This is a genomic window from Thiocapsa marina 5811 (assembly GCF_000223985.1).
Lineage (GTDB): Bacteria > Pseudomonadota > Gammaproteobacteria > Chromatiales > Chromatiaceae > Thiocapsa > Thiocapsa marina.
The window spans coordinates 104,698-125,836 of record NZ_AFWV01000008.1 but is presented as its reverse complement, the minus strand read 5'-3'; the positions used below and the strand labels follow the sequence as shown (position 1 = coordinate 125,836).

The 21,139-nt window shown below is 64.3% G+C and carries 19 protein-coding genes; 3 read left to right on the top strand and 16 right to left on the bottom strand.

All coding sequences use genetic code 11. The features are described from left to right. Positions 1–147: 147 nt before the first annotated feature. The 15 genes from glmS to mnmG form a co-directional block, all read right to left on the bottom strand. On the bottom strand, positions 148–1,980 hold the full coding sequence (gene glmS / locus THIMADRAFT_RS12850) for a glutamine--fructose-6-phosphate transaminase (isomerizing) (protein ID WP_007193481.1): 1,833 nt from the start codon (positions 1,978–1,980) through the stop codon (positions 148–150). A 213-nt stretch (positions 1,981–2,193) separates the two neighbouring features. Further along, positions 2,194–3,564 carry a bifunctional UDP-N-acetylglucosamine diphosphorylase/glucosamine-1-phosphate N-acetyltransferase GlmU gene (gene glmU / locus THIMADRAFT_RS12845; RefSeq protein ID WP_007193480.1) on the bottom strand — a complete coding sequence of 457 codons (1,371 nt, stop codon included), beginning with the start codon at positions 3,562–3,564 and terminating at the stop codon, positions 2,194–2,196. Positions 3,565–3,937: 373 nt separating this feature from the next. Continuing rightward, complete coding sequence (locus THIMADRAFT_RS12840; protein WP_007193479.1) at positions 3,938–4,360, bottom strand: F0F1 ATP synthase subunit epsilon; 423 nt, start codon at positions 4,358–4,360, stop codon at positions 3,938–3,940. Positions 4,361–4,559: 199 nt separating this feature from the next. Next, the gene (gene atpD / locus THIMADRAFT_RS12835) at positions 4,560–5,942 is read right to left on the bottom strand and encodes a F0F1 ATP synthase subunit beta (RefSeq protein ID WP_007193478.1); all 1,383 of its coding nucleotides are present in this window, start codon (positions 5,940–5,942) and stop codon (positions 4,560–4,562) included. 101 nt (positions 5,943–6,043) lie between these two features. Further along, positions 6,044–6,907 (bottom strand): F0F1 ATP synthase subunit gamma, encoded by an 864-nt coding sequence (gene atpG / locus THIMADRAFT_RS12830; protein WP_007193477.1) that lies wholly within the window; start codon positions 6,905–6,907, stop codon positions 6,044–6,046. A gap of 137 nt (positions 6,908–7,044) precedes the next feature. After that, positions 7,045–8,586, bottom strand: coding sequence for a F0F1 ATP synthase subunit alpha (gene atpA, locus THIMADRAFT_RS12825; protein WP_007193476.1), 1,542 nt, complete (start codon positions 8,584–8,586; stop codon positions 7,045–7,047). A gap of 13 nt (positions 8,587–8,599) precedes the next feature. Next, the gene (locus THIMADRAFT_RS12820; protein ID WP_007193475.1) at positions 8,600–9,139 is read right to left on the bottom strand and encodes a F0F1 ATP synthase subunit delta; all 540 of its coding nucleotides are present in this window, start codon (positions 9,137–9,139) and stop codon (positions 8,600–8,602) included. Between the two features lie 9 nt (positions 9,140–9,148). Continuing rightward, positions 9,149–9,619, bottom strand: coding sequence for a F0F1 ATP synthase subunit B (locus tag THIMADRAFT_RS12815; RefSeq protein ID WP_007193474.1), 471 nt, complete (start codon positions 9,617–9,619; stop codon positions 9,149–9,151). Between the two features lie 81 nt (positions 9,620–9,700). Continuing rightward, complete coding sequence (gene atpE, locus THIMADRAFT_RS12810; protein WP_007193473.1) at positions 9,701–9,952, bottom strand: F0F1 ATP synthase subunit C; 252 nt, start codon at positions 9,950–9,952, stop codon at positions 9,701–9,703. 43 nt (positions 9,953–9,995) lie between these two features. Then, positions 9,996–10,865, bottom strand: coding sequence for a F0F1 ATP synthase subunit A (gene atpB / locus THIMADRAFT_RS12805; protein WP_007193472.1), 870 nt, complete (start codon positions 10,863–10,865; stop codon positions 9,996–9,998). A gap of 10 nt (positions 10,866–10,875) precedes the next feature. Next, positions 10,876–11,256, bottom strand: coding sequence for an ATP synthase subunit I (locus THIMADRAFT_RS12800; protein WP_007193471.1), 381 nt, complete (start codon positions 11,254–11,256; stop codon positions 10,876–10,878). A 180-nt stretch (positions 11,257–11,436) separates the two neighbouring features. Then, positions 11,437–12,366, bottom strand: a complete 930-nt coding sequence (locus THIMADRAFT_RS12795) for a ParB/RepB/Spo0J family partition protein (RefSeq protein ID WP_007193470.1) — start codon at positions 12,364–12,366, stop codon at positions 11,437–11,439. Between the two features lie 11 nt (positions 12,367–12,377). After that, positions 12,378–13,166, bottom strand: a complete 789-nt coding sequence (locus tag THIMADRAFT_RS12790; RefSeq protein ID WP_007193469.1) for a ParA family protein — start codon at positions 13,164–13,166, stop codon at positions 12,378–12,380. Positions 13,167–13,173: 7 nt separating this feature from the next. Further along, positions 13,174–13,839 (bottom strand): 16S rRNA (guanine(527)-N(7))-methyltransferase RsmG, encoded by a 666-nt coding sequence (gene rsmG / locus THIMADRAFT_RS12785; RefSeq protein WP_007193468.1) that lies wholly within the window; start codon positions 13,837–13,839, stop codon positions 13,174–13,176. Continuing rightward, positions 13,839–15,713 carry a tRNA uridine-5-carboxymethylaminomethyl(34) synthesis enzyme MnmG gene (gene mnmG / locus THIMADRAFT_RS12780; protein WP_007193467.1) on the bottom strand — a complete coding sequence of 625 codons (1,875 nt, stop codon included), beginning with the start codon at positions 15,711–15,713 and terminating at the stop codon, positions 13,839–13,841. Before mnmG ends, rsmG begins: the two co-directional genes overlap by 1 nt. A gap of 62 nt (positions 15,714–15,775) precedes the next feature. On the opposite strand from mnmG, the gene THIMADRAFT_RS12775 reads away from it, so the two are divergent. Genes THIMADRAFT_RS12775 through THIMADRAFT_RS12765 form a run of 3 tightly spaced genes read left to right on the top strand, consistent with a single transcriptional unit; the run spans position 15,776 to position 19,737 of the window. Continuing rightward, positions 15,776–16,729, top strand: coding sequence for an AAA family ATPase (locus THIMADRAFT_RS12775; RefSeq protein ID WP_007193466.1), 954 nt, complete (start codon positions 15,776–15,778; stop codon positions 16,727–16,729). A gap of 19 nt (positions 16,730–16,748) precedes the next feature. Next, complete coding sequence (locus THIMADRAFT_RS12770) at positions 16,749–17,753, top strand: DUF58 domain-containing protein (protein ID WP_007193465.1); 1,005 nt, start codon at positions 16,749–16,751, stop codon at positions 17,751–17,753. After that, complete coding sequence (locus THIMADRAFT_RS12765; protein ID WP_007193464.1) at positions 17,716–19,737, top strand: transglutaminase TgpA family protein; 2,022 nt, start codon at positions 17,716–17,718, stop codon at positions 19,735–19,737. Before THIMADRAFT_RS12770 ends, THIMADRAFT_RS12765 begins: the two co-directional genes overlap by 38 nt. Before the next feature lie 48 nt (positions 19,738–19,785). Here the strand turns inward: THIMADRAFT_RS12765 and mnmE are convergent, their stop codons facing one another. After that, entirely contained in the window at positions 19,786–21,123 is a 1,338-nt protein-coding gene (mnmE, locus tag THIMADRAFT_RS12760; RefSeq protein WP_007193463.1) for a tRNA uridine-5-carboxymethylaminomethyl(34) synthesis GTPase MnmE, read from the bottom strand. Positions 21,124–21,139 lie beyond the last annotated feature (16 nt).

The following is a 21,139-nucleotide window of genomic DNA, read 5'->3' as shown; positions in this document are numbered from 1 at the left end:
CCGCAACGCGCGTTTACGCAACGCTCGCGATTCGCCTACAGGCGCTTATGGAAAGCTTTCCATAAGCGCGTCAAGCGGTCGCTGCCGAGCCCTATGGCGAAGGTACGGATTTACTCTTCCGAGAACACCGGCGACGGCGACTGCCGATCACTCCACGGTGACGGATTTCGCGAGGTTGCGCGGCTGATCGACATCCGTGCCCTTGAGAACGGCGACGTGATATGCGAGCAGTTGCAGGGGAATGGTGAAGATGATGGGGTCAATGAGATCGTCGGTCTCGGGTAGACGGATGACGGTAACGCCCTCGTCTTCGACCATGGGGACGTGGAGATCGGCGAAGACATAGAGCTGACCGCCGCGTGCGCGGACCTCTTCGAGATTGGATTTGAGCTTTTCCAGCAGTGCGTTGTTGGGCGCGACGGCGACAACGGGCATCTGCTCGTCGATCAAGGCAAGGGGGCCGTGCTTGAGCTCGCCGGCCGGGTACGCCTCGGCGTGAATGTATGAGATCTCCTTGAGCTTGAGCGCGCCTTCCATCGCAATCGGATATTGCTCGCCTCGCCCGAGGAAGAGCGTGTGCTGCTTATCGACGAAGACCTCCGCAAGAGCGGCGATCCGGTCATCGAGATCCAGCACGGCCTCGACCTTGGCGGGAAGCGCTCGGAGGAGCGCGACCACGTGAGCCTCGGCGGTATCGCTGAGTGCGTTTTCGTGGCCGAGCGCCACGGTCATCAGCAAGAGGGCGACCAGCTGGGTGGTGAAGGCCTTGGTGGATGCGACGCCGATCTCGGGCCCGGCGTGGGTCAAAAGCACCAGGTCCGACTCGCGCACCAGCGAGCTCTCGGGGACGTTGCAGATGGCCAGCGTCGCCGCAAAGCCGGAGGCTTTGGCCAATCGCAACGCCGCGAGCGTGTCGGCCGTCTCGCCCGATTGCGACAGGGTCACGAAGAGGGCTTCGGCCGGCACCACCTGTTTGCGATAGCGGTACTCGCTCGCGACCTCGACGGTACAGGGCAGGCCGGCGAGGGCCTCGATCCAATAGCGGGCCACCAAGGCGGCATGATAGCTGGTGCCGCAGGCGACCAGGGTAACCGCCTTGACGCGGGAAAAGATCTCGGGGGCCAGGTTGCCGAAACTCTCGGGGAGGACGCGCGTGCCGACCAGGCGGCCTTCGAGCGTGTCGGCGATCGCACGCGGCTGCTCGAAGATCTCCTTGAGCATGAAATGGCGGTACTCGCCGCGCTCGGCGGCATCGACCGAGACCGCGGAGGTCTTCGCCGGACGTGTAACGAGGTTGCCGTCGCGGTCCCAAATGCGCACGGATTCCCGGGTCAGTTCGGCGATATCGCCCTCTTCGAGGAAGATGAAGCGATGGGTGACCGGCAGCAGGGCAAAGACGTCTGAGGCGATGAAATGCTCGCCGAAACCGACCCCGATGACCAGCGGGCTGCCTTGGCGAGCTGCGACCAGATGGTCGGGGTCCTGCGTATCGATTACGCCGAGCGCGTAAGCACCGCGCAGGCGTCTGGTCGCCAGCCGTACGGCGTCGAGCAGGGGGTGGCCGGCCTCGAGCTGGTCGAAAACGGCGTGGACGACGACCTCGGTGTCGGTTTCGGACGTGAAGCGGTGGCCCGCGGCTGTTTGTTCGCGACGCAGATCCTCGTGATTCTCGATAATGCCGTTGTGCACGACCAAACAGCGATCGCGACAAACGTGGGGATGGGCGTTGCGGGTCGCAGGCTCGCCGTGGGTCGCCCAGCGGGTGTGCGCGATGCCCAGTGTGCCGGGCAAGGGACGCTCCGCGACTGCCTCGGCCAGGCGCGCGACTTTGCCGAGGGTGCGGGCACGATTGAGCCGACATGGTGCCTCGAGCACCGCAATGCCCGCGGAATCATAGCCCCGATACTCGAGCCGCCGCAGGCCTTCCAGCAGAATCGCTGAAACCGGACGTTGGGCAATCGCACCGACGATACCGCACATGATTTGTCCCTCGTATGTCTTCTACCGAGCGCGCGTCGGTTTCCCGCCGCACTGCACGCCGGGCCGGCGTTGCGCCTCCTCGCCGTCGGGCCCGTGACGCCTCGTCGGCGCACCTTGTCCCGACGCGGACGGGGCGTCACCTGCCTCCCGAAAAACGCAAGCGAGCTCGGTATCGATCGAACGCCAAGACGCCAAGATCTCAGCCTGATCCGCTTAGGAGGCCGGCCGCTTGCGCGGCCGCGTCCATCCCGGAATCGTCCGTTGCGGGGCGCGGGTCAGGGTGAGTTGATCCGCCGGCGTATCGCGCGCAATCACCGAGCCGGCGCCGATGGTTGCGCCCGTGCCGATACGGACGGGTGCGACCAGCGCCGTATTGGAGCCGATGAAGGCCCCGTCCTCGATCCGGGTAATCGACTTGTTCGCGCCATCGTAGTTGCAGGTGATGGTTCCCGCGCCGACATTCACGCCGGCCCCGATCTCGGCGTCGCCGAGATAGGCCAGATGGTTGGCCTTGCTCCCGGTGCCGAGACTCGTCTTCTTGATCTCCACGAAGTTGCCGACATGGGTATGGTCGGCCAAGCGGCTATCGGGCCGCAGTCGCGCGAACGGACCGATTCGCGCATCGGCGCCGACACTGGCACCCTCGATCACCGAGTTGGCCAAAACCTGGGTGTCCCGGCCGATGCTGCAATCCTTCAGGAAACAGTTGGGTCCGATGCGCGCACCGGTCGAGAGCCGAACGGCCCCCTCGAAGACGCAATTGATATCGATGACCACATCCGGATCGGCATGGAGGACTCCTCGCAGATCGAACCGCGACGGATCCGCCAAGGTCACGCCGGAGCGCATGAGATCTTCCGCGGCGCGACGCTGATAATCGCGCTCGAGGGCCGCAAGCTGAACGCGATCATTCACGCCGGCGACCTCCGCGAGTCGGCCGGGCCGAGTGGATGCAACCGGCACGCCCTGGGCCGCGGCGAGCGCGATCACGTCGGTGAGGTAGTATTCGCCCTGAACATTGTTGTTGTCGATGCGGGCGAGCCAGCCATCGAGACGCGCTCGGTCCGCCACCAAGATCCCGGTGTTGATCTCGGTGATGGCACGCTGATCGGGCGTTGCATCCTTTTCCTCGACGATGCCGACGACCCGGCCGCAGCTGTCGCGCTGGATTCGGCCGTAGCCGGAGGGCTCCGGGACATCTGCGGTCAGGATCCCGAGCCCCGTATCTGCAGCAACCCCGAGCAGACGATTCAAGGTCTCGGCAGAGATGAGCGGGACGTCGCCGTAAAGGATCAAGACCCGATCCATGTCCGCGACCTGCGGCATGGCCTGAAGCACGGCGTGTCCGGTACCCAGCTGCTCGGCCTGCTCGACCCAGAGGCAACCGGCGTCGGCCAGCACGGTGCGGACCTGATCTCCGCCGTGACCGTACACGGTGACAACGCGTTCGGCACCGATCATCTCGGCAGCGCTCAACACATGGGCGAGCAACGGCTTCCCGGCCACGGGATGAAGCACCTTCGGAAGGGCGGAACGCATCCGCTTGCCGAGCCCCGCCGCCAAGATCACGACTCCAAGCCTCATTGTATCGCCCTCTTCGAACACCGGCTCAGTCGACACCGCCTCAGGTCCGCATTCCACCGCCGCCAAGGTCCGCCGTCAACTCTGCATGTGCCGGTTCGGGCCTCGCCGCGATTCCGACATCCGCGCGTATGGATGTTCCGGGGAGTGGATGGTCGCCGTCGACGGCGAGCGTGCCGAGACCGATGAGCTGCTCTGGCCTGCACGGGTTCGCCCGAGTCGGAACGGCGCGGCGGGGCGGCATTGCAGGGCGCCATAGGGCCCCGCAGAACAAAGGCGTGGGAGAAGGATCGAGGCGCGGCCTCGATAAACGAACAGCCCGCCCAAGACGGGGCGGGCCTCTTGATTTCACCGTTCAAGGAGCAATCCGAAGGGATCAGCCCTTCATCTTGCGAAGCTTCTCGATCGCCCGCAGCTGTGCGATCGCCTCGGCCAGCTCGGCCTGCGCCTTGGCGTATTCGAACTGAGCGGTGTGACCGGCCAACGCCTCCTCGGCACGGCGTTTGGCGTCGAGCGCCGCGGCCTCATCGAGATCACGCGCGCGGATAGCCGTGTCGGCCAGCACGGTCACGACATGCGGCTGAACCTCGAGCATTCCGCCGGACACATAGAAGTGCTCCTGCTCTCCGTGCTCGTTCTCGACCCGCACGTCACCGGGCTTCAGCCGGCTGATAAAGGCGGTATGCCGGGGTGCGATACCGACCTCGCCCAACTCGGCGGTCGCATACACCATGGCCGCCTGACCCGAATGAATCGCGCCTTCGGCGCTTACGATATCGACGTGAATTGTCATCGCCATAGTGCACCCCTGTTGAACCGCGCCCTGTTGTCACACAGGACGTTGTCGCGGAATCCGCCCGAGGCGGACTTCAATCGCGTTGTGCCGACGCGGTTCAAGAACAAAAAATAAAATCCTAAAACGCGGCAGCTCCGGCATCTGCGTAGACGTGCGCCGGCCGACCAAAGTCACGTACTGCGCACGTCACAAAGGCCGCGTTTTAGCTACCCATCTTCTCGGCCTTAGCCACCGCTTCTTCGATTCCGCCGACCATGTAGAAGGCCTGCTCGGGCAGATGATCGTAGTCGCCGTTGACGATCGCCTTGAAGTCCTTGATGGTGTCCTTGACGGTCACGAACTTACCCGGAGATCCGGTGAAGACCTCGGCCACGAAGAAGGGCTGCGAGAGGAAACGCTGGATCTTGCGTGCGCGCGACACGGCGAGCTTGTCCTCGTCGGAGAGCTCGTCCATACCGAGGATGGCGATGATGTCCTTGAGCTCCTTGTAGCGCTGCAAGGTACCCTGAACAGCGCGCGCGGTCTGGTAGTGCTCCTGACCGACGACGTTCGGGTCGAGGATTCGGCTGGTGGAGTCCAGCGGATCCACGGCCGGGTAGATACCCAGCTCGGCGATCTGACGCGACAGCACGAGGGTCGCGTCCAGATGCGCGAAGGTGGTCGCCGGCGACGGGTCGGTCAAGTCGTCCGCGGGGACGTACACCGCCTGGAAGGAGGTGATGGAACCCGTCCGTGTAGAGGTGATACGTTCCTGTAGCGCGCCCATCTCGGAGGCCAGAGTCGGCTGGTACCCTACGGCGGAGGGCATACGGCCCAAGAGCGCCGAGACCTCGGTTCCGGCCAAGGTGTAGCGGTAGATGTTGTCGACGAAGAGCAGCACGTCGCGGCCTTCTTCGCGGAAGAACTCGGCCATCGTCAGGCCGGTCAGCGCGACGCGAAGACGGTTGCCGGGCGGCTCGTTCATCTGGCCGTAGACCAGAGCGACCTTGTCGAGAACGTTCGACTCCTTCATCTCATGATAGAAGTCGTTGCCCTCGCGGGTACGCTCGCCGACGCCGGCGAATACCGAGAAGCCGGAATGCTCTGCGGCGATGTTGCGGATGAGCTCCATCAGGGTCACGGTCTTGCCCACACCGGCGCCGCCGAAGAGGCCGACCTTGCCGCCTTTCGGGATGGGCATGATGAGGTCGATGACCTTGATGCCGGTCTCCAGGATCTCGGTGGAGGTCGCCTGGTCTTCGAACGGCGGCGCGGAACGATGGATCGACCAGCGCTCCTCGGAGCCGACATCGCCGAGCTCGTCGATGGGGTTGCCCAGGACGTCCATGATGCGGCCAAGGGTCTTCTGTCCGACCGGCACCTGGATCGGTGCACCGGTGGCGATCGCCGGGATGCCGCGTTGCAGACCGTCGGTGGATCCCATCGCGATGGCACGCACGACCCCGTCGCCGAGCTGTTGCTGGACCTCGAGGGTCAGGCCCGTCGACTCGATCTTGAGCGCCTCATAGACCTTGGGTATCTCGCCGCGCGGGAACTGAACGTCCACGACGGCTCCGATGATCTCCACCACGTTACCAGAGCTCATAGTCTTTTCCTCTTATGCCTTCCGGCCAATAGCGATTCTGTTTATGTCCGAGCGCTCGATGTCCGAGCGTTGGGCGCGAGCGACTGCGACGTACCGGGCGATCACACGGCGGCGGCGCCGCTCACGATCTCGGAGATCTCTTGCGTGATCGCAGCCTGTCGGGCCTTGTTGTAGACGAGTTGCAGCTCGCCGATCAGGTCGCCGGCATTGTCCGACGCGGACTTCATCGCGACCATTCGCGAGGCTTGCTCGCAGGCGCCGTTCTCGACGACCGCCTGGTAGACGAGCGACTCGATATAACGGGTCAACAGGGCATCGAGAACCGTGCGCGCGTCGGGCTCGTAGATATAATCCCAGTGGTAAGGCATCGCGGCCTGCTCTTCACCGATGATCGGCACCAGCTGCCTGATCATGGGACGCTGGGTCATGGTATTGACGAATTCGTTGCTCGCGACATAGATGGCGTCGAGCTCCTTGGCCTCGAAGGCATCCAGCATGACCTTCACCGGTCCGATGAGGTCCTCGATGTGGGGCTTGTCGCCGAGATTCGTGACCTGTGCCTTGACGTCCCCGCCGAAGCGCTTGAAGAAGCCCAGCGCCTTGGATCCGATCGTACAGAACGCAGGTTCGGTTCCGGCCGCGCGCTTCTCTTTGATGTCGGCCACGAGACGCCGGAAGAGGTTGCTGTTGAGGCCGCCGCAGAGTCCTCGGTCGGAGGACACCACGATATAGCCAACGCGCTTGTGCGGGCGCTCCACCGCCATGAACGAATGGCGATACTCCGGCGTTGCCCGCGCCAAGTGGCTGATGACTTGCAGCATCTTCTCGGAATAGGGCTTGGACGCCGCCATCCGGTCTTGTGCCTTGCGCATCTTGGACGCCGCCACCATCTGCATGGCGCCGGTGATCTTTTGCGTGCTTTTGATGCTCGCAATCTTGGTACGAATTTCTTTGGCGCCTGCCATATGTTCGCTCCCGGCCTTCAGCGGCCAGCCTCCGGCGCGAGCGCCGGGGTGGTGAAGGTTCGATACTTGTCAAAACACACAACGCCAACTGAGCCGGCCCCCGACGGGAGGCCGGCCGCTGATGGCCGGCGGCTGCCCTACCAGGTGTTGTTGGCTTTGAAGGCCTTGATGGCCTCGTGCATCGCGGTCTGAATCTCCGCGGTGTAATCGCCGGTGGTATCGATCTGCTCGATCAAGGCCGCCTGAGCGGACTTCATGTAGCTCTGCATCGCCTGCTCGAAATCGACGACCTTCTTGACGTCGACGTCGTCGAGATAGCCCTCGTTGGCCGCGAACAGCGAGACCGCCATTTGACCGACACTCATGGGCGAGTACTGGAACTGCTTCATCAGCTCGGTGACGCGCTCGCCACGCTGCAATTGCTTGCGGGTGGCCTCGTCGAGGTCAGACGCGAACTGCGAGAAGGCCGCGAGCTCGCGATACTGAGCGAGCGCGAGACGGATACCGCCGCCGAGCTTCTTGATGATCTTCGTCTGGGCCGCACCGCCGACACGCGATACCGACAGACCGGCGTTGATGGCGGGGCGAATACCGGCGTTGAAGAGGTCGGTCTCGAGGAAGATCTGACCGTCCGTGATCGAGATCACGTTGGTCGGAACGAATGCCGAGACGTCGCCGGCCTGCGTCTCGATGATCGGCAGTGCCGTCAGCGACCCGGTCTTGCCTTTTACGGCCCCGCCGGTGGCCTGCTCCACGTAGTGTGCGTTGACGCGCGCAGCGCGCTCGAGCAAACGGGAGTGGAGATAGAAGACGTCGCCGGGATACGCTTCGCGGCCCGGAGGACGACGCAACAGCAGCGAGACTTGGCGATAGGCCCACGCCTGCTTCGTCAAATCATCGTAGACGATCAGGGCGTCTTCGCCCTTGTCGCGGAAATACTCGCCCATGGTGCAGCCGGCATAGGGCGCAATGAACTGCATCGCGGCCGATTCAGCGGCGGCGGCGGCGACAATGATGGTGTGCTCCATCGCGCCGTGCTCTTCGAGCTTGCGCACCAGCGAGGCAATCGAGGAATTCTTCTGCCCGACGGCCACATAGATACACTTAACGCCGGTGCCTTTCTGGTTGATGATGGCATCGATGGCGACAGCGGTCTTGCCGGTCTGGCGGTCGCCGATGATCAGCTCGCGTTGGCCTCGACCGACCGGAACCATGGCGTCGATGGCCTTCAGACCGGTTTGAACCGGCTCGTCGACCGACTGACGCGCGATGACGCCGGGGGCAACCTTCTCGATGGGGGAGGTGCCGGATGCCTGAATCGGGCCCTTCCCGTCGATCGGGTTACCCAGTGCATCGACGACGCGCCCGAGCAGTCCCTCGCCGACCGGAACCTCGAGAACGCGTCCGGTGCAGCGGACCCAGTCACCTTCGGACAGATGGGTGTACTCGCCCAGGACCACCGCGCCGACCGAGTCGCGCTCGAGGTTCAAGGCAAGCCCGAAGGCGTCGCCGGGGAACTCCAGCATCTCGTAGTACTTGGCGTCCGAGAGACCGTGCACACGCACGATACCGTCGGTCAAGCTGACGATGGTGCCTTCGGTCCGCGCCTCGGTCTTGAGATCGAGCTTCTCGATCTTTTGTTTGATGAGATCGCTGATCTCGGAAGGATTCAGTTGCATGGCGGTGTCCCGTTCAGAATTGCAATGCGTGAGCCAGTTGCTTGAGCTTGCCGCGGACCGAGTCGTCGATGACGAGGTCCCCGGCGCGAATCTCGATCCCGCCGATCAGGGCGCTGTCGGTCTCGACGGTGACCTCGACCTGCCCGCCGAAGCGTTTCGCAAGTGCTGCGGAGACCGCCGCCTGCTCGGACTCGCTGACGTCGAATGCGCTGCGAATCAGCACGTGGCGTACGCCCTGGTCGGCGGTCCGGCTCGCCTCGAACAGGCGTGCGATCTCGGGTAACGCCGCAAGCCTGGCGTTCTCGGTCAGCAACCCCAGGAGATTGGATGCCTCGGGCGGGAGATCATCACCGCAAACCTCGAGGATGATGTCGCGGATGCGCTCGCGGGGCACGTTCGGGTTGGCGATCTGCTCGGCCATCTGGGGATCGCCCACGACGGCCGAGAGCATCTCGAGAGCTTGCGACCAGGCGTCCAACTGACCGACCTCTTTCGCGCGCTCGAACACGGCCTCTGCGTAAGGCCGCGCGATGGTGGTGATGTCTCCGGCCATGGGTGGTCCCTAAAGCTGCTTGGCGAACGATTCGACGAGGCCCTTGTGCGCCTTGATGTCGATCTCCTTGTGGAGGATCTTCTCGGCGGCGGCGACGGCAAGTGTCGCGACCCGCTCGCGAAGCTCTTCGCGGGCCCGATTGGTTTCCCGGTCGATCTCGGCTTGGGCGGCAGCGACCACACGGCCGCTTTCGCTGCGCGCGTCCGCCTTGGCCTCCTCGACGATTTCGGTTGCCCGCTTCTGAGCCTGCGCGACGATATCGGCGGCGGCGGCCTTGGCGTCCTTGATGAGGACGAGGGCGCGCTGCTCGCCGAGCGCCTTCTCTTGATGACCGCGCTCGGCCGCGGCGAGACCTTCGGCGATCTTCGCCTTGCGCTCGGCCAAGGCCGTGACGATCGGCGGCCAGATAAACTTCATACAAAACCCGACGAACACCGCAAAGGCGATCATCTGGGCGAACAGGGTCAGATTGATATTCATAGCGTTGCCTCGTGCCTATGCCTCATACCGCATCCGGGAACAGGGCCAGCAGCCTCGACCCCGGCGGAAGTGGGATGGGTGTCAGGCAGCGAACATCACGAACAGACCCATGGCGATCGCGATGACGGGCAGCGCGTCGACCAGACCCATGACGATGAAGAACTGAGTGCGGAGCATCGGGATCAGCTCGGGCTGACGGGCTGCGCCTTCGAGAAAGCGGCCACCCAGGATACCGATACCGACGCCGGCGCCGACCGCGCCGAGACCCAGCATCAAGCCAGCACCGATGAACTTGATGACGTCGGCGAACAGGTTAGCGACTTCGAGTTCCATGATTCTCTCCAGTAAGTGACGGTGTTAGAGCAGAAAAAACGGGTTAGTGATGCTCCTGGTGGGCCATGTCGAGATAGACGATGGTCAACACCATGAAGATGAATGCCTGCAGCGTGATGATAAGGATGTGGAACACGGCCCAGACGAACTGCAGCATGCCGCCGGTGATGTTCAACACCATGCTGCTGCCGTACAGGAGCGCGATCAGGATGAAGATCATCTCGCCCGCATACATGTTGCCGAACAGTCGCAGTGCCAGCGAGAGCGGCTTCGAGAGGAGACTGATGCCTTCGAGCAGCAGGTTGGCGGGCAAGCCCCACTTGCCGAACGGCTGCATCGTCAGCTCGCTGGCGAATCCGCCGATGCCCTTCATCTTGACGCTGTAGTAAAGGACGAGACCGAAGACCACGAGCGCCATTCCGAAGGTCGCATTGGGATCGGTCGTCGGCACCACTCGCAGGAAGACATGATGCGGATCTGCACCGAACAGCGACATGAGCTGTCCGAAGAGATGCGGAATCAAGTCGACCGGAATGAGATCCATGAGATTCATCAGGAAGACCCACGCGAAAATCGTCAAGGCCAGGGGCCCGACCAGCGGGTTCTTCGCGGTGAAGGAGCCTCGGACGTTCTCTTCGACGAAGTCGACGATCCACTCGACGAAATTCTGTGCCCCGCTCGGCACGCCGGCTGTCATCTGATCGGCCACGCGCCGGAAGAACCAGATAAAGAGGTATCCGAGCAGGATGGAGAAGAACATGGTGTCGACGTTGATCGCCCAGAATCCCATCTCGGCAGCCTCGGCACTCGAGTGCGCGAAGCCGAAACCATGCTCGGGATGAACGCCGAGCGTCAGGTTGGTGAGATGGTGCTGGATATAAGCCTGGGAGGTGAGCGTTTCGGAAGCAGCCATCGATCGTCTCTCACTTCGTGGTTCGTTCGGGCGTTTGAGCCGCAATCAGGGTCGGGATGACCTGGACCGCGAGATATGCGCCAAGCAACACCGGGAGGTTAAGGTCGTCCAGGGTCACGAAGGCGATCGTGAACAAGCCTAGAATCAATGCGATCTTCAGGATCTCGGCACCGTAAATACGCATGACCAAGCGCGCGGGCTCCCGGGCGTGATAACCGCGAAAGACCAGGGCCGCGAACAAGGCATTGGCCAGCAGGCAAGAGCCGGCCCCGATAAGGACCGAGACAGCCACCGAGACGCCGAACGGGAGGGCGAATACCACCGAGGCCAAGCCAAGGAGACTCTGGAGTTTCAGGACCCTTTTGGCCTGGAGCGTGTCCGGCTGATGCATCAGATCGTCATGGTTTGGTTGAGCACATCGCTCACCGGCGCGCAGTATAAGGGGTCGCGCATATAGGGTCAACGCGATGTCGGTCTTTCCGGCCGCGGATAGAGTCGATCCTCACGATTGAAAAACGCAATCGCTCTGCACGGCGGCTGCTTCCACTTTGCCGCAATCGCGTGGAACAGGTCACTTGATGTGGGCCAGGATGCCGTCGAGCTCGTCGAGGCTGTTGTAGGCGATCACCAGTTTCCCGGCACCGCGATTGCCTTGCTGGATCCGGACCCGTGCGCCGAGCTTGTCGGTCAGGTCGGTCTGCAGCCGTCGGATGTTGGGGTCTAGATCGGGCTTGTGCTCAGAGCCCCCGAGCGTTTCGCCGGATTGCTGGATCCGGCGCACCAGGCGTTCGGTCTCGCGCACCGAGAGGCCGCCGCGCACGACGGCAGCGGCTGTCGTGCTCTGATCGTGACCCCGCAGGCCAAGCAAGGCCCGTGCATGGCCCATCTCCAGCAGCCCCTTCTCAAGAAAGTCGCGGACATCGGGGTTGAGATCCAGCAGACGCAGCAGGTTGGTGACCATCGAGCGCGACTTGCCCAGCGCATCGGCGATCTGCTGGTGGGTCAGATTGAACTCCTTGAGGAGACGCTCGAGCGCTCCGGCCTCTTCAAGAGGATTGAGATCGGCGCGCTGGATGTTCTCGATGAGTCCGATCGCGAGCGCGGCCTGCTCGTCGACCTCCCGAACCACAACCGGGATCTCGGCGAGGCCGGCCTGCTGGCAGGCCCGCCAGCGCCGCTCCCCGGCGATGATCTCGTAGGTCTCGCCGGCAAGCGGACGGACCACAATGGGCTGGATGACACCTTGGGCGAGGATCGAATCGGAGAGCTCGCGCAAGGCATCCGGGTCGAAGTCGTGACGGGGCTGATAGCGTCCGGGCCGGATGCACTCCACGGGAAGGCGCGTGATCTTCTCGTCGGTCTTGTCGCTGACCATGGGGACAGACGATTCGTCCTGCGGACTCGATACCGCGACCGCAGGCACGCGGGCGGCACCGAGCAAGGCATCGAGACCTCGTCCCAGCCCCTTCTTCTTCGGCGGTGTTTTCTGCTCGCTATCCATGTTCACCTGCCTCAGGCCGCGGACTTGCGCGTCTCGCGACGACGCAGCAGCTCGCTGGCGAGCGCGAGATAGGCGACCGCACCCTTGGACGCGGGATCGTAGAGCAGGGCGGGCAGACCGTGACTGGGTGCCTCGGCCAAGCGCACGTTGCGCGGGATGATGGTGCGATAGACCTGATCCTTAAAATGGGTGACCAGCTGGGTCGAGACCTGGTTGGCGAGGTTGTTGCGCGGGTCGTGCATGGTGCGCAGGATCCCCTCCACGCGCAGCTCCGGGTTACGGTTGGCGCGTATCTGCTCGATGGTGTCCATCAGCGCGGACAGGCCCTCCAGCGCGTAATACTCGCACTGGATCGGAATCAGGACGCCCCCGGCCGCGACCAACGCGTTCACCGTGAGCATGTTGAGCGACGGCGGACAATCGACGATGACCAGCTCGTAGTCCTGGAGCGCATCGGCCAGCACCCGCGCAACGCGCCGCTCGCGGTCCGGCGAGTCGATCAGCCCGACCTCGGCCGCGGTCAGATCACCGTTGGCCGGCAGCAGATCAAAGCCCGGAGAGGGGTTCTCGACACGGCATAGACAGTCGCTCAGGGCGATGTCGCCGAGCAACAGATCGCAGGTCGAGTTGGCGAGGTTGTGTTTGTCGACGCCGCAGCCCATGGTCGCATTGCCCTGCGGGTCAAGGTCGACCAGCAGCACGCGCCGTTTGAGCGAGGCCAACGAGGCGGCCAGATTCACCGCGGTCGTGGTCTTGCCGACGCCGCCCTTCTGGTTGGCAATGGCGATGATGTTGGCCATAGGCGACTCAGTCACTCCGGAGCTCGATGAGGTGGCGCTCGACGTCGAGGAAGGGGATACGCAGCGGGTGGACGAATAAGCACCCGTCCGACAGGTCTTGCATGCGCGCGACGTCGTCGAGGTCGCGCCCCTTCATGAGAAGCAATCGGCCCGGACGCGCCAGCAGATCCCGGTGAGCGGCACCGAGAACATCGGCTGCCGCGACGGCACGACTCACTATGGTACTGAAATTTCGCCCCGGCCGGTATGTCTCGATCCGAGCATGGACCGCCTCGACGTTGTCGAGCCGCAGCTCCAGGGCCGCCTGACGGACAAATCGCAGCTTCTTCTGGTTGCTGTCGAGCAGCCAAAAGCGCCGTTGCGGCTCGACGATCGCCAGCGGCAAGCCGGGCAGACCGGCGCCCGTGCCGAGGTCCAGGACGCTCTCGCCGAGCAGAAACGGCGCAACCGCGAGGCTGTCGAGCAGATGCCTGGAGACCATCTCCAGCGGATCGCGCACCGCGGTCAGGTTGTATGCCCGGTTCCAGCGCGCCAAGAGCGCAATCAGATGCAGCAAGCGGTCGTGCGCCGTGTTGTCCAGTGCGAGACCCAACTGGGTTGCACCTCGGGACAGCCGGTCGGACAGGTCCGAGGCCGATGCGCCGTCGATGGCGGCGAGCGGTGTGGCCGTCATCAGGCGCAACGCCGCTTCAGATGGATCAGCAACAGCGACACCGCCGCCGGGGTCACGCCGGGGATGCGCGCCGCCTGCCCCACGCTGACGGGCCGGACACGGTTGAGCTTCTCGCGCACCTCGGTCGAAAGGCCTCGTACCTGATCGAAGTCGAAATCCTCCGGCAGCGCTCGGGCGTCTTGATCACGATGACGCTCGATCTCGTCGCGTTGGCGTTCGATGTAACCCTGATAGCGTGCCTGGATCTCCAGCTGCTCGGTGACCTCGGCGGCCAGAGGCTCGGGGGGCTCCCCGGCAAGTGCAGCGACCCCGGCATAACCGACGTTCGGGCGGGCAAGCAGCTCGGAGGCACGCACCTCGCGCCGCAGCGGCTCGCCGAGGATGCGCTCGGTGAGCGCCTGATCGACCCGCTCGGGACGCACGAAGGTCTCGCGCAACCGCTGGCGCTCGCGCTCGATCGCCTCGCGCTTGTCCTCGAAACGACGCCACTGCGCGTCGCCGACCAGGCCGAGCCGTCGGCCCGACTCGGTCAGGCGCAGGTCGGCATTGTCTTCGCGAAGCATCAGCCGATACTCGGCGCGACTGGTGAACATCCGGTAGGGCTCGGCCGTCCCGCGCGTGATGAGATCGTCGACCATGACGCCGAGATAGGCCTCGTCGCGCCGCGGCAGCCAAGGGTCGCGGCCCTGCACCTGGAGTGCCGCGTTGACCCCGGCCAGCAGGCCCTGGGCCGCGGCCTCCTCGTAGCCGGTCGTCCCGTTGATCTGTCCGGCGAAGTAGAGCCCCTGGAGATGTCGGGTCTCCAAGGAGGGCTTCAGATCGCGCGGATCGAAGAAGTCGTACTCGATCGCATAGCCCGGGCGGGTGATATGGGCCTGCTCGAAGCCGCCGATCGAGCGCACCAGGGCCTGTTGGATATCGAAAGGCAGGCTGGTGGAGATGCCGTTGGGGTAGACCTCATGGGTCTCGAGCCCCTCGGGTTCGACGAAGATCTGATGCGACGTCTTCTCCGCGAAACGCACCACCTTATCCTCGATCGAGGGACAATAGCGCGGACCGACGCCGGCGATGACACCCGTGTAGAGCGGCGAGCGCGAGAGGCCCGAATGGATGATGTCGTGGGTGCGCGCGTTGGTATGTGTGATGTAGCAGCTCACTTGGCGCGGATGGTCGCTTGCGCTCCCCATGTAGGAAAAAACCGGCACGGGCTCGTCGCCGGGTTGCTCGGCCAGGTGTGCGAAATCGATGCTCCGGCCGTCGATGCGCGGCGGCGTCCCCGTCTTGAGCCGCTCGACGCGAAACGGCAGCTCGCGCAGGCGCCGCGACAGGGCATTCGACGGTGGATCGCCGGCCCGTCCGCCCTCATAGTTGGAGAGTCCGATATGGATGCGACCGCCCAGGAAGGTCCCGACCGTGAGCACGACCGCATGCGCCCGAAAGCGCAACCCCATCTGAGTCTCGACGCCGACCACCCGATCCTGCTCGATCAAGAGGTCTTCGACCGACTGTTGGAAGAGGCTGAGGCCGGGCTGGTTCTCGACCGCCGAGCGTACCGCAGCCTTGTACAGGATGCGGTCGGCTTGTGCACGTGTCGCCCGCACCGCCGGACCCTTGCTTGCGTTGAGGATGCGAAACTGGATTCCGCCGCGATCCGCCGCTCTTGCCATGAGACCGCCGAGCGCATCGATCTCCCTCACCAGGTGGCCCTTGCCGATACCCCCGATAGCCGGATTGCAGCTCATCTGGCCGAGCGTTTCGATATTCTGTGTCAAGAGGAGAGTACGCCGGCCGCAGCGGGCTGCCGCCAGGGCCGCCTCGGTGCCGGCGTGACCACCGCCGACCACCACAACGTCGTAAGGATCGCCAACCATCATGAAGGGAAATCCAAGTCTATGAGACCAGTCAGTTTAACCCAGATGCCCGCACGGACACCTCTATGACAAATTTTCTGAGCCGGCATGGGATGAACAGCTCGGCCAGTCTCGCCGAGCGCGTGCTCGTGGCCGCACGGGCCGTGATCCTCGGCAAGGACCGCGAGCTTCGGCTCGCCTTGGCCTGTCTGATGGCACGCGGCCATCTCCTGATCGAGGATGTGCCCGGTGTGGGCAAGACTACCCTGGCGCACCTGCTCGCACGTCTGCTCGGCCTCGAGTACGCCCGAATCCAGTTCACCAGCGATCTTCTGCCCGCGGACGTGATCGGGGTGTCGGTCTACGACCGGGCCGCCGAGTCGTTTCGCTTCCATCCCGGTCCCGTTTTCTCGCAGGTGGTGCTCGCGGACGAGATCAACCGCGCCACACCCAAGGCCCAAAGCGCGCTCCTGGAAGCGATGGAGGAACGCCAGGTGACAGTAGAGGGTGAGACCAGACCCTTGCCCGAGCCCTTCTTCGTGATCGCGACCCAAAACCCGCTTTTTCAGGTCGGCACCTTTCCGTTGCCCGAGTCCCAGTTGGATCGGTTCCTGATGCGGATCCGGCTCGGCTATCCGGCGGCCGAGCAGGAGAAGGCCCTGCTGGCCGGCGAGGATCGGCGCAGCATGATCGCACGCCAGCAGCCGGCCCTCACCGGCGAGCAGTTGACGGCGTTGCAGCAGCAGGTCGTCGCGGTCCATGCGGCGCCCGCCATCATCGAGTACGTCCATGCGATCCTTGCGCTCACGCGCAGCAGCGAGCGGTTTCTTCACGGACTCTCGCCGCGTGCGGGACTCGGGATTTTGCGTGCGGCGAAGGCATGGGCCCTGCTCGAGGAACGTGACTATGTGATTCCGGAGGATATCCAGGCGATTCTGCCCTCCTGCGTCGTGCATCGATTGGCTGCGTCGGAGTACGGGGGACGGCTCGACGAGGATGCGGTGATGAGTGAGATCCTGGACCGTGTCGCGCTCGCTTAAGCGAGGATTTTCGGGGTGAATGGAAGACATGGTCGACTGGACGCGCTTTAGGGGCAGACGGCTCAGCGGTTTGTTTCGTCGGGTTGCGCGTGGAGGTGACGGGGTTGCGCGGGTCGGGCGTCGTCAAATCTACATCCTGCCGACGGGGAACGGGCTGCGTTTCGGGGCGGTGCTCTTCGTCATGCTGCTCGGTTCGCTCAATTATCAGAACAACCTGGGGCTGCTCTTCACCTTTTTTCTTGCCTCCGTAGCGCTCGTGGCCATGCACCACACCTGGTTCAACTTGCTCGGGCTTTCGGTTCAGGCCCGCGGAGGGCCACCGGTCTTCGCCGGGGACGATGCGAGCTTCGAGGTTGTTGTCGGCACCGAGGGGAAGCGGGCGCGCTACGACGTCGGGATTCCGGCGCACGAGACGCCACATCAGGCGATCGCGATCCCTGGCGGGGACTGCGGGACGATCCGCATCGCTCGACCGACACTGCGACGCGGTCTGTCGACGCTCGAGGAGGTGACGGTCGAGACGCGCTACCCGCTGCACCTCTTTCGCGCCTGGTGTTATGTGCAGACCGATGCGACGACCTTGGTCTATCCAAAGCCGACGCAGGCCGCGCCGGAGCCCGGATCCGCTGCGGGCGACACCGAGCCACGTCGTCGGCAAGGTCCCGAGGGGATGGAGGATTATCTGGGTCCGCGGCCCTATCGCGAAGGGGATTCACCCCGGCAGATCGACTGGAAGGCGCACGCGCGGGAGCGCGGGCTCGTCGTGAAGCAATTCGGAGGCGATCAAGGACAGGAGGTCTGGATCGATTGGACCGAACTGACCGCGACGGATCCGGAAACCAGGATCAGTCTGCTGACGCGCCAGGTCCTCGACGCAGCCGAGGCCCAAATCCGATTCGGCTTGCGGCTGCCGGGGCTCGAGGAGGCGCCCGGGCGAGGCGACGGCCATCTCCAACGCTGCCTGACGCACCTCGCACTCTACGATCATGCCCAAGCGAACGATCCCCTCCAACGAACGGCCTGAGCGGGCCCAGATCCTACGGATCACGTTGATCCTGATCGCGGCGTATCTCCCGCTCGGGGGCTATCTCGCGGTTCAGATCAGCGCGTTCGTGGGGCTGCTCTTCGCGATCCGTCTTGCGTCGCTGCGTTGGCCCGCGGTCCTGCCGGGCACTTTGCCGTTGGCGGCCTTGACCCTGATCGGCGTCGCCAACGCAGCGGTGACCTACCAGGGCTGGTCGGGGCAGAACGCAGGAACCGCGCTCTTCGTCTCCATGTTGGTGCTCAAGCTCATGGAGCTGCGGCGCAAATCGGACATCCGTCTGGTCGCGACCCTGATCGGGTTTCTCGTCGTGGTTGAATTCCTGTTCGACCAATCGCCCTGGTTGGTGCTGTATCTGGGTGCCGTCGTCGTGTGGGGCATCGCCCTGTTGGTGGATCTGAACGGCGGGCTCGAGGAGCCGCGCCGACGCGGGGCCGTCAAGGTCGCCGTGACGCTCGCGCTCCAAGCACTTCCGCTGACACTCATCCTTTTTCTGCTGTTTCCGCGCCTCAGTGCCCCGCTGTGGAATCTGGGCGTGGATCCGAGCAAAGCGACCACCGGGATCTCGGACAGCCTCGAGCCAGGCGCGATCAGCGAGCTGGTGCTCGACGGCGAGTTGGCGTTTCGCGCCCGCTTCGAGGGCGCGCCACCCGCTGCGGATCAGCTCTATTGGCGCGGTCCGGTTCTCTGGGAAACCGACGGGCGCCGCTGGTCGAGAGGGGAGGGCATCGCCAACAGCGGAACAGCCGGTACTCTGTTGGAGGCGGGACGCTCGATCGATTACGAGGTGACCCTGGAGCCAACCGATCAACGCTGGCTCTTCGCGCTGGACATGCCGAACAGCGTACCGGACGGGGCATTTATCAGCTCGGATCATCAGCTGATCGCACGCCAGGCCGTGAGCGCGGTCAAGCGCTACCGCGTGACCTCCGCGCTCGACTATCGCACCGCTGCCCCGGACCCGGCGCGCCTTGCTGCCGGACTGCAGGTCCCAGAAGACGTGACGCCCCGGATGCGCCGGTTGGTCGATGAGTGGCGGAATCGATCCGAGACCGACTGGGCGCTGGTGCAGTCCGGGCTCCAGTTCTTCAACCGCGAGTCCTTCCACTACACCCTGATGCCGCCCAGCCTCGGTGCAAACCCGACGGACGAGTTCCTCTTCGAGACCCGGCGCGGATTCTGCGAGCACTACGCCAGTAGCTTTGCGGTCTTGATGCGCATGGCCGAAATCCCCTCGCGAATCGTGCTCGGCTATCTCGGGGGCGAGCTCAACCGCGTCGGCGGCTATCACATGGTCTGGCAGTCCGACGCGCATGCCTGGGTGGAGGTGCTGATCGACGGACGGGGTTGGGTACGGGTGGATCCAACCGCCGCTGTCGATCCGTCGCGGGTCGACAACAGCGGGGCTTCGCGCATGCTGGGCGCCGGCCCGTCGGTGCGCTTCACCCTGGAGCAAGCCGATGCAATCGCCCGTTTCGTGCGCAACCTGCGTCTCTTCGCCGACAGCCTGGACGCCGCCTGGCAGGATTGGATCCTGGGTTTCTCGGTCGAGAACCAACTGGCCTTGCTGGAGCGGCTGCGGCTGGGCGAGCTGCGCGAGTACGGGCTGGTCGCACTGATGCTCGCCGCACTCGGCCTGACCCTCGGAGTCCTGGTGCTTGCCTCGATCCGCGAGCGCAAACCGTTTGATCCCCTTCAAGCTGAATACGCCCGCTTCTGCGGACATCTCGCAAAGATCGGACTCGCTCGTGTGCCGAACGAAGGACCGATGAGCTATGCCCGACGGGTTGTCGCGCAACGTCCGGATCTCGCGCCGACAATCGAGCGATTCATGGATCTTTATATCCCGGCGCGATACGGACCCGACGATCCGCGCGACGTGCTCATGGCGCTCTCCGATCTGTTGCGCGATTTTCGGCCTCGCTCCGCGAGCCGCATGCGCGATTTGCTCCGGAGATCCCGTTAGGGCCCTGCTGCATCCGGGGTAAGGGCAGGGGTTGGATGTCCAGCGTCACTACTTTCCGATGCAAAAGGTGGAAAAGATTCGTCCCAGTAGATCCTCGGAGGTGAAGCGACCGGTGATCTCACCGAATGTCTGCTGGGCCTGCAGGAGATCATCTGCCACGAGCTCGACGCCGGCTCCTTGTGAGAGTGCTCGCTGCGCGGATTCCAGATGGTCGAGTCCGAGTCGCAAGGCATCGAGGTGACGACGGCGCGCAACGAAGGCACCTTCGGTGGAGCCGCCGAGGCCCGCGCGATCCCTCAGATGCACTCGCAGTAGATCCAGGCCGGCACCGGTTTTCGCTGAAAGGCTGATCTGCGGGCCGGCCTCCAGCGCAGCGATGCCGGGCAAGAGGCCCTGAAGGTCGATCTTGTTACGCACTCGGGTGACCGGAATCTGTTCCGGTAGACTCTCGCGCGCCGGCTGATCCGCACTTTGCGTGGCGTCGAAAACCCAGAGCACGAGATCAGCCCGGTCGATCTCGCCGCGCGCACGTCTTACGCCTTCGCGCTCGATCGGATCCTCGCTGTGGCGCAGACCAGCCGTATCCACGATACGGATCGGGAGCCCGTCGACCTGGATATCGAGCCTCAAGAGATCGCGCGTGGTGCCCGGGATCGGCGTAACAATCGCCGCGTCCTGACCGGACAGCGCATTGAGTAAACTCGATTTACCTGCATTCGGCGGACCCGCGATCACGACCGCGAGACCCTCCCGAATGACCTGACCTTGACGCGCGAAACCCATGACCTCGCGGGTCTCGTCGATCATCGCCCGAAGATCCTCGGAAATCCCGAGATCGGCCGCAAGATCCAGCTCATCGTCGGGAAAATCAAGGGTCGCTTCGATATAGGTCCGCATCCGGACGAGGCGCTCGATGAGGTCATCGACGCGTCGCGAGAAGACACCTTGAAGGCTGCGACCGGCGAGGCGAACCGCGAGTGCGGTGGAGCTCTCGATCAAGTCGGCGACGGCCTCCGCTTGGGCAAGGTCGAGCTTGCCGTTCAGGAAGGCGCGCTCCGAGAACTCGCCGGGGCGAGCGACCCGTGCCCCGAGGTCTAGACAGCCTTGAAGGAGCAGGTCCATGACCACGGGACCACCATGTCCCTGAAGCTCGAGGACATCCTCTCCCGTAAAGGAGGCCGGCGCCGGGAAAAAAAGGGCGATGCCCTGGTCGATGAAGTGTCCATGGGAATCGCGAAAGGTCGCAAAGGTGGCCTGCCTGGGGCAGGGCACCTTCCCGAGCACGGCCTCCGCGATGGAGGAAACGCGTGCACCGCTGATCCGCACGATCCCGACCCCGCCGACTCCGGGCGGGGTCGCCAGGGCGGCGATGGTCTCCGTGGCCATGACGACCTCGGCTACT

What these genes read in the sequence shown, in the direction of transcription:
- mnmG (WP_007193467.1), bottom strand. Translation starts at nt 15,713, where the DNA reads ATGATGGTTGGCGATCCTTACGACGTTGTGGTGGTCGGCGGTGGTCAC.
- atpD (WP_007193478.1), bottom strand. Translation starts at nt 5,942, where the DNA reads ATGAGCTCTGGTAACGTGGTGGAGATCATCGGAGCCGTCGTGGACGTT.
- THIMADRAFT_RS12815 (WP_007193474.1), bottom strand. Translation starts at nt 9,619, where the DNA reads ATGAATATCAATCTGACCCTGTTCGCCCAGATGATCGCCTTTGCGGTG.
- atpE (WP_007193473.1), bottom strand. Translation starts at nt 9,952, where the DNA reads ATGGAACTCGAAGTCGCTAACCTGTTCGCCGACGTCATCAAGTTCATC.
- THIMADRAFT_RS12790 (WP_007193469.1), bottom strand. Translation starts at nt 13,166, where the DNA reads ATGGCCAACATCATCGCCATTGCCAACCAGAAGGGCGGCGTCGGCAAG.
- THIMADRAFT_RS12770 (WP_007193465.1), top strand. Translation starts at nt 16,749, where the DNA reads ATGGAAGACATGGTCGACTGGACGCGCTTTAGGGGCAGACGGCTCAGC.
- mnmE (WP_007193463.1), bottom strand. Translation starts at nt 21,123, where the DNA reads ATGGCCACGGAGACCATCGCCGCCCTGGCGACCCCGCCCGGAGTCGGC.
- rsmG (WP_007193468.1), bottom strand. Translation starts at nt 13,839, where the DNA reads ATGACGGCCACACCGCTCGCCGCCATCGACGGCGCATCGGCCTCGGAC.
- glmU (WP_007193480.1), bottom strand. Translation starts at nt 3,564, where the DNA reads ATGAGGCTTGGAGTCGTGATCTTGGCGGCGGGGCTCGGCAAGCGGATG.
- THIMADRAFT_RS12775 (WP_007193466.1), top strand. Translation starts at nt 15,776, where the DNA reads ATGACAAATTTTCTGAGCCGGCATGGGATGAACAGCTCGGCCAGTCTC.
- atpB (WP_007193472.1), bottom strand. Translation starts at nt 10,865, where the DNA reads ATGGCTGCTTCCGAAACGCTCACCTCCCAGGCTTATATCCAGCACCAT.
- THIMADRAFT_RS12800 (WP_007193471.1), bottom strand. Translation starts at nt 11,256, where the DNA reads ATGCATCAGCCGGACACGCTCCAGGCCAAAAGGGTCCTGAAACTCCAG.
- atpG (WP_007193477.1), bottom strand. Translation starts at nt 6,907, where the DNA reads ATGGCAGGCGCCAAAGAAATTCGTACCAAGATTGCGAGCATCAAAAGC.
- THIMADRAFT_RS12765 (WP_007193464.1), top strand. Translation starts at nt 17,716, where the DNA reads ATGCCCAAGCGAACGATCCCCTCCAACGAACGGCCTGAGCGGGCCCAG.
- atpA (WP_007193476.1), bottom strand. Translation starts at nt 8,586, where the DNA reads ATGCAACTGAATCCTTCCGAGATCAGCGATCTCATCAAACAAAAGATC.
- glmS (WP_007193481.1), bottom strand. Translation starts at nt 1,980, where the DNA reads ATGTGCGGTATCGTCGGTGCGATTGCCCAACGTCCGGTTTCAGCGATT.
- THIMADRAFT_RS12820 (WP_007193475.1), bottom strand. Translation starts at nt 9,139, where the DNA reads ATGGCCGGAGACATCACCACCATCGCGCGGCCTTACGCAGAGGCCGTG.
- THIMADRAFT_RS12795 (WP_007193470.1), bottom strand. Translation starts at nt 12,366, where the DNA reads ATGGATAGCGAGCAGAAAACACCGCCGAAGAAGAAGGGGCTGGGACGA.
- THIMADRAFT_RS12840 (WP_007193479.1), bottom strand. Translation starts at nt 4,360, where the DNA reads ATGGCGATGACAATTCACGTCGATATCGTAAGCGCCGAAGGCGCGATT.